Source organism: Actinokineospora sp. NPDC051303 (genome assembly GCF_055586285.1).
The window spans coordinates 22820-33141 of sequence record NZ_JBVJIN010000059.1 but is presented as its reverse complement, the minus strand read 5'-3'; the positions used below and the strand labels follow the sequence as shown (position 1 = coordinate 33141).

Here is a 10322-nt window from a genome sequence, read left to right as displayed (position 1 = left end):
CGGGTGGGGAGCCTTCGGCCCCACGACCACGGCGAGTTTAGGGATCTTCCTTCTCCCCCAAAGAAACCACTCCACCCCATCGAGCACCTGGCAGGCTCGGGTGCGGCTTCGTGGGGGCGTGGGTTTACTGCTCGGTCCGCACCGTCGGGCACCTGGCGGGCGTGGGTTCGGCTTGGTTAGGGCGTGTTCGCCGCTTGTTCCGCACCATCGGGCACCTGGCGCGTTGGTGCGGTTGGCGGGAGGGCGGCTGCGGCAACGGGTAGCAGGAACGCGGGTGGTGGGGGTGGGCTTGGTTGGCAGGTTGAGTCCTAAGAGGCCAGTGGCTTGCGGGTGAAGCGGTTGGGGTGGTGGGGGAGGCCGTAGTGGCCGCGCAGGGTTGTTGTTTCGTATTCGGAGCGGAATAGGCCGCGGTGGCGTAGTAGGGGGACGACTGTGTCTACGAAGTCGGTTAGGCCGGAGGGGAGTAGGGGGGACATGATGTTGAAGCCGTCTGCTGCGCCGTGGGTGAACCAGTGTTCTATATGGTCGGCGATTTGTTCTGGGGTGCCTGCCACGACTTGGTGGCCGCGGCCGCCGCCTAGGCGGGCTAGGAGTTGGCGCAAGGTCAGGTGTTCGCGTTCGGCTAGGTTGCGGATCAGTTCAAAGCGGCTCTTTGCGCCGTTGATTCGGCTCACGGGGGGTAGGGGTGGCAGGGGCTGGTCCAAGGGGTGGTTGGTTAGGTCTATGTCGATTAGTTCGGTTAGTTGGCGGATGGCGCGGGCTGGGATGATCAGGTCGTCCAGTTCCTCGGCTAGGGTGCGGGCCTGCGCCTCGGTGCCGCCGAGGACTGGGACGATGCCGGGGAGCACCTTGAGGTGGTCTGGGGCGCGGTTTGCCGCTGCGGCTTGGCGTTTGATGTCGGTGTAGAACGCTGCCGCGTCGGTGTAGGTTTGTTGGGCGGTGAAGACGGCTTCCGCCCATTGTGCCGCGAAGGCCTTGCCGTCTGTGCTGGAACCGGCCTGCACCAATAGGGGGCGGCCCTGGGGGCTGCGGGTCGCGTTGAGGGGGCCGCGCACGGAGAACCATTCGCCGCGGTGGTTGATTTCGTGGACTTTGGTGTCGTCGGCGTAGACGCCGGAGGGTGGGTCCACGATTAGGGCGTCTGCTTCCCAGCTGTCCCACAGTGCTGTTGTGACGTCGAGGAACTCCGCTGCGCGCTCGTAGCGGCGGGTGTGCTCGATGTTGGTGTCGCGGTTGAAGTTCTGCGCCGAGCGGTCGCCCGCGGTGGTGACGATGTTCCAGCCTGCCCGGCCGCCGCTGATGTGGTCGAGGGAGGAGAACAGCCGCGCCAGGTTGTAGGGCTCGCTGAAACCGGTGGACGCCGTCGCGATCAGGCCGATCCGCTCGGTCACCGAGGCCAGGGCGGTGAGCAGGGTGACCGGCTCGAACTGGTTGGCGATGCTGTGCCGCACATCGCCCCAGATTTGCACGCCGTCGGCCAGGAACACTGAGTCGAACGTGCCGCGCTCGGCGATCCGGGCCAGGTTCTGGAAATGCGCGACCCCGGGCACCGCGGTCGTGGTCTTCGGGTGCCGCCAAGCCGCCTCGTGGTGTCCCACACCCATCAGGAAGGCGTTGAGGTGCAGTTTCCGTTCGCTCATGGAGATTTCTCGGCTTTCGGCGGAAGATGATCGGGTCCAGCCGACTATCGCCGCGGCCTGCCTGCCCGCGCAATATTGCGCGGGACGAAATTAACTCAGCCCACGAAGTGGAACGCGCTCGATCGGGAAGGGTTCCGCCGACAGCGGCAGAGCGTCCGAAAGGGATAGTGGGTCGGCGTAGATTTCGGCCAGCAGCACGGTGCCGCCCGCGACGCCGAGCACGGAAGCCGCGTCGAAACCGCTGCCGCGCACGCTGCGCGCCGGATCGAGGCACACCCGCGACGAACGGCCGACCTCGGCCTGGATCGCGGTCAGATATTCCGGCAGCAAGGCCGCGCCGGAATCGGTCACCACCAGCACATCCGGGTTGACGAAGTCGAACAGGGCGGCAGCGGCGCGGCCCACCATGGTGGCGCGGTCGAGCAGCGAGGCCAGCGCCGCGGACGATCCCCGCCGCGCCGCGGCGACCAGGTCCACAATGGACGGAGTGGGGATGATGCCGCGGGCGGCGGCACGGGTGGCCCAGGCGCGCTCGGAGATCGTGGCCTCTAGACAGGCGCGCCTGCCGCAGTGGCATAGGACATCGGGGTCGCCCAGGGGGAGGTGCGCGATCTCGCCCGCCGCCGAGCGGGGGCCGCGGTGCGCTTCGCCACCGGTCACAATGGCGGCGTCGACCACGTTGCCCACGAACAGGTGCACGACCGAGCCCGCGCGCACCGGGCCGAAGAGTCGCTCGGCGTGGGCCAAGGCGCGGGCGTGGCTGTCTACACGGACGGTTAGCCCGGTGTGCTTGGTGAGCGTTTCGACAATGGGGACGTCGTGCCAGCCCAGGGAAGCGTGGTCGACCAGGATGCCGCGGTCCGGGTCCACCCAGCCGCCTATCGCTACGCCTAGGCCGAGTGGGGTCTGGTCGGCGCGCAGCGTGGCGAGGTGTTTCGCGGCGGTGGCCAGGACGTGGTCGGGGTCGGGGTTGGTGTGCGGTATGCGTTGCTGTGCGCGTATTCGGCCGCGGAGGTCCAAGGCGGCGATGGTGCTGTAGTCGTGGGCTATGTGGAGGCCGAGGACGATGTGGCGGTCGGTGTCGATGTCCACGGGGGTGTGAGGTCTTCCGATGCCCCGGTAGATGAGGGGATCGGACGCTTCCGTGATCAGGCCGAGGTCGGCGAGGGCCGTGTAGTGGCGGGTGACGGCGGCGGGGCTCAGGCCGGTGACGCGGGCGATAGTGCTGCGGGCGGTGGGGCCGTGTTCGAGGACCGCTCGCAGCATGATCGACGCGCTGGATGAGCGGCGGTGATCTGGTGTGCGGGCGGGGTGCATGGGTGTGATGGTGGCAGGGGGGTTGGGGTGGCTCCAAGGGGTGGTGTTGGTGGACCACGATGTGGACGCTGTTGCTGGTCTCTGCTTGGGTGGGGTTGCTCGATGGGGTGGAGTGGTTTCTTTGGGGCCCCTACGAAGGAAGATCCCGTCGTGGGAAAGACGGGTGGGGAGCCTTCGGCCCCACGACCACGGCGAGTTTAGGGATCTTCCTTCTCCCCCAAAGAAACCACTCCACCCCATCGAGCACCTGGCAGGGCCGGGCGGCGGTTGGCAGCAGGGTGGCTTGGCAGGAACGCGGGCTGGCAGTAGAGCGGGTTCGCTGCTCGGTCTACCCCATCGAGCTGGGTGCGGTGAGGTCTGGTTGACGCGGGTGTGCCTCTTAAGTTCCTACTGGGACTCGCCAGGAGGTGAATTTGCGTTCTAGGGCTATGAGGAGTTGGTTGAAGGCTACGCCGATGGCGGAGATGGTGATGATGCCCGCGTACATTTGGGGGATGGCGAAGTTGTACTGCGATGCGTTGATTAGGTAGCCGAGTCCTGCTTTTGCTCCTACCATTTCCGCTGCTACCAGGACCAGGATTGACATCGAGCCTGCCAGGCGGATTCCGGTGAACACCGTGGGGGCGGATGCGGGGAGGATCACCTTCTGGAACAGGCGGGGGCCGGAGAGGTTCATGGACTTCGCCAGGCGTAGGAGGGTGGGATCCACGGTGCGGACGGCGGTGATCGTGTTGAGGAGGATTGGCCAGGTGCAGGCGTAGAGGACGATGCTGATTTTTGAGGTTTCGCCGATTCCTAGCAGCAGCATGAAGACAGGGAGGAGGGCTAGGGCGGCGGTGTTGCGGAAGACCTCCAGTAGTGGGGAAAGGAGGTTGGCGACTGGGCGGTACCAGCCGATCAGGAGGCCCAGGGGGACCGCGATCAGGACGGCTAGGGCAAAACCGGAAAGGGAGCGGGTCAGGCTGGCTTGGGTGTTGGTGGCCAGTTGGCCGTTGGTGAGCAGGTCTAGCCAGGCTGCGCCTACCTGGGAGAATGGTGGTAGGAACGTGGGGTCTACCAAACCCAGTCGGGGGACCGTTTCCCAGAGGGCCACTAGGGCGAGGATCGCCGCGACCTTGGTGATGGCGGTGCGCAGGGTGGTGCCGAGTCGGCGGGCCTTGCTGGGGTGGGTGGGGGTGGTGGGGACGGTGGGGGCGGTTGTTTTCCTCTGGTGAGGGTGGGGCTTGGTGATGGTGGGCGCGCTCATGCTCCGGCCACCTCCTTCTCCTGTTGTTGGGCGCGGGAAACCTCGTCGCGGAGGAGGGTCCAGATTTCGTGGCGGTGGTGGGCGAACTCGGGGCTGGAGCGGACATCGGGGGCGGTGGTGCGGTCGGTGAGGGTGATGGGGACGACGTGCTTCACCCGGCCGGGGCGGGAGGTGAGCACGGCTACCCGCTGTCCCAAGTAGACGGCTTCGTCGATGGAGTGGGTGATGAACACGATTGTTTTGTTGGTGCGCCGCCAAATTCGGAGCAGTTCGTCCTGGAGTGACTCGCGGGTCTGGGCGTCGAGGGCGGCGAAGGGCTCGTCCATCAGCAGGACCGCTGGGTCGTAGGCGAGGCTGCGGGCGATGGCGACGCGCTGGCGCATTCCGCCGGATAGTTCGTGGGGGTGGCGTTGCTCGAAGCCGGTGAGGCCGACCAGGTCGAGGAAAACGCGGGCTCGTGCTGGCCGTTCCCGCCGAGGGACGCCGATCGCCTCCAAGCCGAACTCGACGTTGCCCAGGGCGGTGCGCCACGGCAGCAGGGCGTACTGCTGGAACACGATTCCCCGGTCGAGGCCGGGGCCGGTGACCGGCTCGCCGTCGAGCAAAATGCTGCCCGCGCTGGGGGTGGTCAGGCCGCCGAGCAGGTCCAGCAGCGTCGACTTGCCGCAGCCGCTGGGGCCGACCACGACCAGGAACTCGCCCCGGGCCACGTCGATGTCCACGCCGTCGACGGCGGTGAACTCGGTGCGGGTGGCGCCGTCCTTGACCGGAAACCGTTTGGTGACATTCTGGAAACTGATGTGTGGGGAATCGGACATCACGCGCCGCCCTTCGCCACATCGTTGAACTCGTTGGTGTACAGGTCGGCGACCTTCACCTGGCCCGGTTTGATCTCACCCCGGTCGGTGAGCCAGTCGACCCACAGGCCCAGTTCCCGGTCGAGAATCTTGCCGCCTTTTTCCGCTACGCCGGTGGACTTCCAGTGCTTGATCGCGCCGGGGTCCTCGTTGCGCCCGCGCTTGCCGATGATGGCGACCTTCCGCTCGATCACCTGCTGTCGCGGCGTCGTGCGGCTCCACTCGATCGCCTTGGCGACGCCGGTGGTGAACGCGCGCACCGTGTCCGGGTTGGCCTTGATGAAGCGCTCGGTGAACACGTAGGTGCCCGCGGTGAACGCGCCGAGCAGGTCGAAGTCGGAGAACAGCTTGCGCACGCCGCCGCGCTCGGTGGCCTGCTCGCGCAGGATGCCGCCGAGCACGCCGACCTCGATCTGCTTCTGCCGCAACGACTGCTCGGTGTTGACCGGCGGCACCACGATCGGCTCGACCTTCTTGATCTCCTCCGGGGACAGGCCGTTGCGCTTGAGGTAGATGCCCAGCATCGCCTCGTGGTGCGCGCCGAGGGTGTTCATCCCGACCTTCTTGCCGATCAGGTCGCGCGGGCCGGTGATGGGGCTGTCATCGAGCACGAAGAAGCCGCTGTAGGCGTCCGGGTCGGCGCCGTAGTAGCCGATCACTGACTTGATCGGCGCGCCCGCGGCTTTGAGCTTCACCACCGCGCCGTTGAACGCGCCGCCGAAGTCGACCTGCCCGGTGGCCGCCGACTGGATGTCCTGCGGGCCGCTGATCGTGTTCCCGACCCACTCCAGCGTCACGTCGCCGAGGAAACCGAGGTCCGCGGCGAGTTCGGGCAGAATCACATCACCCGCCCAACCCTGGTAGCGCAGCGTCTTGGTCTGCCCGCCCGACCCGGTCGCCGCGGCGCCGCAGCCGACGGTGGCCGAGGTGACGCCGAACAGGGCCAGGCCGAGAAAACTCCGTCGGGTGGTCGTCACGATCATTCCTATCTGCGCGAGTGCCAGCGCTCTGGACACGGGAATTGGTTCGTACGCTGGCATCGCCCGCATCCCGGGTCAACCGATTCCGCGTGCTGGGAAGACTTATTTTCGCGTCGCCGAAACTTGTTCCGGCCGGTTTCGGCTGCCTACGTTGACATTGACAAAGCGGAAAGGAACCAGCCCATGAGCACGCAATTGGACACGCCCCCCGTCAGCCGGTCCGGAATCGACGTCGTCAAACTCGGCGCGGACATCGGCGCGCGCGTCGAGGGCGTGCGGCTCGGCGGCGACCTGGCCGAGGACACCGTCGCCGAGATCCGGTCGGCGCTGCTGGCCAACAAAGTCGTGTTCTTCTCCGGCCAACACCACCTTGACGACGCGGGCCAGCTCGCGTTCGCCCGGCTGCTGGGCGAGCCCACCCTCGCCCACCCCACGGTCAAGGGCAAGGACGACCCGAACGTCCTGCCGATCGACTCCGACTACGGCAAGGCCAACAGCTGGCACACCGACGTCACCTTCATCGACCGGATTCCCGCTATCAGCATCCTGCGCGCCGTCGCCCTGCCCCCGTACGGCGGAAGCACGGTGTGGGCGAACACGGTCAAGGCCTACGAGGACCTGCCCGCCTCCCTCAAGGCGCTGGTGGACACGCTGTGGGCGGTGCACACCAACGTCTACGACTACGCCGCCAACATCGACTCGACCCGCATCGGCGGCGTGGACGTGAAGGTGCGCGAATACCGCGACGAGTTCGTCTCCGACCGGTACGAGACCGAGCACCCGGTCGTGCGAGTCCACCCCGAGACCGGTGAGCGGTCGCTGCTGCTGGGTCACTTCGTCAAGCACATCGTCGGCCTGACCAGCGCTGAGTCGCAGGCGGTGTTCCAGATCCTGCAGAACCGCGTCACCCGCCTGGAGAACACCGTGCGCTGGCAGTGGTCCGACGGCGACGTCGCCATCTGGGACAACCGGGCCACTCAGCACTACGGCGTGGCCGACTACGACAACGAGTACCGCCGCCTGCACCGCGTCACCCTCGCGGGCACGGTCCCCACCAGCGTGACGGGCGTCCACAGCACCCCCCGACGCGGTGACGCGTCCGCCTTCTCCCCGTCGGCGAACGGGTCGCGCCAGTAGGGGGTGCGGACCGGCCGCCGGGCACACCCTGTTCGACGTCCACCGCGCACCCGACCGGTCGGCGATCGGGTGCGCGGTGGTCATGCCGTGGCCTTACTCGCTGGCCGCGCCGCCCGCTTTTCACCCCTTCGGTCAGCCAGGTCGTCGCTGGTGACGATCGGTTGTACGGATTTTGTGCGTCCCCCGACCAGGCTCGCGGCGGCTCCAGCCGGAGCCAGCACGGAAGGGACCACAGATGAAGCTCAGAACCATGGTGTTGGCACTGGTCGCCATGACCCTGGCGGGTGTCACGCTGATCAGCATTCCGGCGTCGGCGGTGGGGCCGCGGCCGAACTTCCAGTTGCCGTTCCCGTGCAGCCAGACGTGGAACGGCGACTCGGACAACAGTTCCGCCCACCAGTCGTGGGAGATCGACTTCAACCGGGGGAGCAGCGCCGACGCGGACCTGGGCGACCCGGTGGTCGCCGCCGCGGCGGGGCGGGTGGTGATCTCGGCGCACCAGGGGTCGGCCAACGGGTTCGGCAATCTGGTCAAGATCGACCACGGCGGCGGCTGGTACACCTATTACGCCCACCTGAACGTGCGGGCGGTCGCGCTGGGTGACCAGGTGCGGCAGGGGCAGCGCATCGGCGACGTCGGCAAGACCAGCAAGCCCGGCAACAACATCTCCGCGCACCTGCACTATGAGGTGCGCATCGACGGGACCTGGCCGTCCAACATCCAGCCCGCCTACTTCAACGGGGTGCGTTTCGGCTACCCGAACCAGGACATCACTTCCAGGAACACCTGTGAGGGCGGCGGCAGCGCGAACCCGTACGACGCCACCGAGATCTGCGGCAGCGGCTACTCGGTCATCGACACCGCCCCGCTCGGCACGGGCGGCGCGTCGGGCACGGTGCACCTGCTTTACAACGCGAGCACCGGCCGCAACTGCGTGGCCACCACCAAGAACACCTCGCTCGGCACCGCCAGCCCCACCTCCGCTTATCTGGAGGTCGAGGGGTCGGCACGGGTGACCGACAGCGGCAGCTTCTCCTACTACGCGGGCCCGGTCAGCGCGTCGGCGGCGGGCAAATGCGTCAAGTGGGGCGGTTCGGTCGGTACGGTCGCCTACGACAGTCCGTTCGAGCACTGCGGCTGAGAGGCTTCGACGTGCGAATGCTGACGCGGGCGGCGGCCGTTCTGGCCGCCGCCACCCTCGCGGGCGCGGTGGCCGCCCCCACCCCCGCCATCGCGGCGAACGCCGTTCCCAACACGGTCGTCTACCAGGAGCGGTCGCAGGGCTACGACTGCTTCCGCATCCCGGCCGTGGTCCGGGCGGCCAACGGCGACCTGCTGGCCTTCGCCGAAGGCCGCAACGGCGGCGCTGAGTTCTGTTCCGACGCGGGCGACATCGACTTGGTGGTCAAACGCTCGACTGACGGCGGCCGCACGTGGAGCCTGCCGAAGATCGTCATCGAGGGCCACGGCGACACCAAGGGCAACCCGACCCCGATCGTTATCCCGTCGACTGGCCGGATCGTGCTGCTGTCCACCATGCAGTGCGTGGCGAACCCAGCCTGCGGCCGGATTCCCCGGGTCCAGCACAGTGACGACAACGGCCTCACCTGGACCACGCCCAAGGTGCTGACCCAGGCCCTTGGCTTCGCCACCGCCCCCGGCTGGCTGGCCACCGGTCCGGCGCACGGCCTGGTCCTCACCCGAGGCCAGCACGCGGGCCGACTCGTCGCTGGAATGAGCTATTCCATTAGCGGCAACAACACCGGCGCCATCATCTACAGCGACGACCAGGGAATCACCTGGCGCCGTGGCGCGACCGACACGAGCACCACGACGGCCCTCAACCCCCAGGAAATCAACCTGGTGGAACTCACCGACGGCCGCATCTACGCCGCCGCCCGCAACAACGCCAACAGCGGCGGCAACCGTTGCCTCAACGGGGGCCGGGACAACCGCGCCTACGCCATCAGCTCGGACGGCGGTGCCACTTTCAGCAAACGGTTCACCTTCGAGCCAGACCTGATCGCCCCACCCGTACAGGGCTCGGTAGTGCGCATGACCGCGACAGACCAGGCCGGACAACACAACCGCATCCTGTTCACCGCACCGTCGATCTGCGACCGCCGCAAAGACCTGGTAGTCAGATCCTCCTTCGACGAAGGCGGCAATTGGCTGACCAAGCCCCAAAGCGTCCTGGTCTGGGACCAGGACGCCGCCTACTCGGACATGGTGCAACTCACCGACACCTCGGTAGGCGTCCTGTACGAAGCAGGCCCAACAGGCAACGCCAACGCCACCATCCGCTGGTCCACAGTAACCACAACCACCCTGGGCGCCCCCGTCTGCGGCAGCCCCTACCAGGTGATCGACTCGGCCCCCCTCGGCACGGCGGGCACCGCCTACCTGGCCTACAACCCAGCCAACGGCACCAACTGCGTGGCAACGACAAAGACGACCTCGGTAGGCGCCCCCACCCCCACCTCGGCCTTCCTGGAAGTCCAAGGCTCCCCACGACAAACAGACGGCGGAAACTTCGCCTACTTCGCAGGCCCAGTAACCGCCCCCGCCGCAGGCAAATGCGTCAAATGGGGCGGCGCAGCAGGCACAGCCTCCTACGAAAGCCCCTTCGAGCACTGCGGCTGACCCAGTCCCAAAAGGACGACCAAGAAAAGTGCTACCCCGATGCCCCGAAGGCCACAGCCTCCGGGGCATCGGTCTGCCACAGGCCCACTTGTTCCCGTGCCTGGGCTCGATGGGAAGGGCGGGTGGCCGGTGTGGCTTCGGGTGGCAGGCCGCAGTGCGGTGACAGTTGTGGCGCGGGTGGCAGGAGGACGGGTTCGCCGTCCCGCCCTCCCACCAGGCAGCACCGCCCCTGCCAGGCACTTGATGGGAGCGGAGACAGCGAACAAGCCCGACTGCCACAGGAACCCACGCTCCTACCAAGCCGAACCGCCCCTGCCAGGTGCTCGATGGGGTGGAGTGGTTTCTTCGGGGGAGAAGGAAGATCGCTAAGCTGGCTGCGCGTGTGAGGCCGTAGGCTTCCCACCCGTCTTTCACACGGCGATCTTCCTTCGTAGGGGCCCCGAAGAAACCACTCCACCCCATCGAGCAGACCCACACAAGCGAACGCCCCCGAAGACCCTTC

Annotated in this window: 8 protein-coding genes; 3 read left to right on the top strand and 5 right to left on the bottom strand. The window is 67.3% G+C overall.

Annotated elements, in window-relative coordinates:
- Nucleotides 1-308 precede the first annotated feature (308 nt).
- The 5 genes from ACZ6SD_RS28730 to ACZ6SD_RS28710 all read right to left on the bottom strand — a co-directional run bounded on the left by ACZ6SD_RS28730 (nucleotide 309) and on the right by ACZ6SD_RS28710 (nucleotide 6043).
- Nucleotides 309-1640 carry an LLM class flavin-dependent oxidoreductase gene (locus ACZ6SD_RS28730; RefSeq protein ID WP_465320135.1) on the bottom strand — a complete coding sequence of 444 codons (1332 nt, stop codon included), beginning with the start codon at nucleotides 1638-1640 and terminating at the stop codon, nucleotides 309-311.
- 90 nt (nucleotides 1641-1730) lie between these two features.
- Nucleotides 1731-2906 carry an ROK family protein gene (locus ACZ6SD_RS28725; protein WP_465320134.1) on the bottom strand — a complete coding sequence of 392 codons (1176 nt, stop codon included), beginning with the start codon at nucleotides 2904-2906 and terminating at the stop codon, nucleotides 1731-1733.
- Nucleotides 2907-3336: 430 nt separating this feature from the next.
- Entirely contained in the window at nucleotides 3337-4203 is an 867-nt protein-coding gene (locus tag ACZ6SD_RS28720) for an ABC transporter permease (RefSeq protein ID WP_465320133.1), read from the bottom strand.
- Nucleotides 4200-5021 (bottom strand): ABC transporter ATP-binding protein, encoded by an 822-nt coding sequence (locus ACZ6SD_RS28715; RefSeq protein WP_465320132.1) that lies wholly within the window; start codon nucleotides 5019-5021, stop codon nucleotides 4200-4202. The genes ACZ6SD_RS28720 and ACZ6SD_RS28715 overlap by 4 nt, the downstream gene beginning before the upstream one ends.
- Nucleotides 5021-6043 carry an ABC transporter substrate-binding protein gene (locus ACZ6SD_RS28710; protein WP_465320131.1) on the bottom strand — a complete coding sequence of 341 codons (1023 nt, stop codon included), beginning with the start codon at nucleotides 6041-6043 and terminating at the stop codon, nucleotides 5021-5023. Before ACZ6SD_RS28710 ends, ACZ6SD_RS28715 begins: the two co-directional genes overlap by 1 nt.
- A 180-nt stretch (nucleotides 6044-6223) precedes the next feature.
- Between ACZ6SD_RS28710 and ACZ6SD_RS28705 the strand changes: the two genes are divergently transcribed.
- From ACZ6SD_RS28705 to ACZ6SD_RS28695, 3 genes are all read left to right on the top strand, one after another.
- A complete protein-coding gene (locus ACZ6SD_RS28705; RefSeq protein WP_465320130.1) occupies nucleotides 6224-7177 on the top strand; it encodes a TauD/TfdA dioxygenase family protein in 954 nt (317 codons plus the stop codon).
- Nucleotides 7178-7448: 271 nt separating this feature from the next.
- Nucleotides 7449-8318, top strand: coding sequence for a M23 family metallopeptidase (locus tag ACZ6SD_RS28700; RefSeq protein WP_465320138.1), 870 nt, complete (start codon nucleotides 7449-7451; stop codon nucleotides 8316-8318).
- A 17-nt stretch (nucleotides 8319-8335) separates the two neighbouring features.
- Nucleotides 8336-9820, top strand: a complete 1485-nt coding sequence (locus ACZ6SD_RS28695) for a sialidase family protein (RefSeq protein ID WP_465320137.1) — start codon at nucleotides 8336-8338, stop codon at nucleotides 9818-9820.
- Nucleotides 9821-10322: the final 502 nt, after the last annotated feature.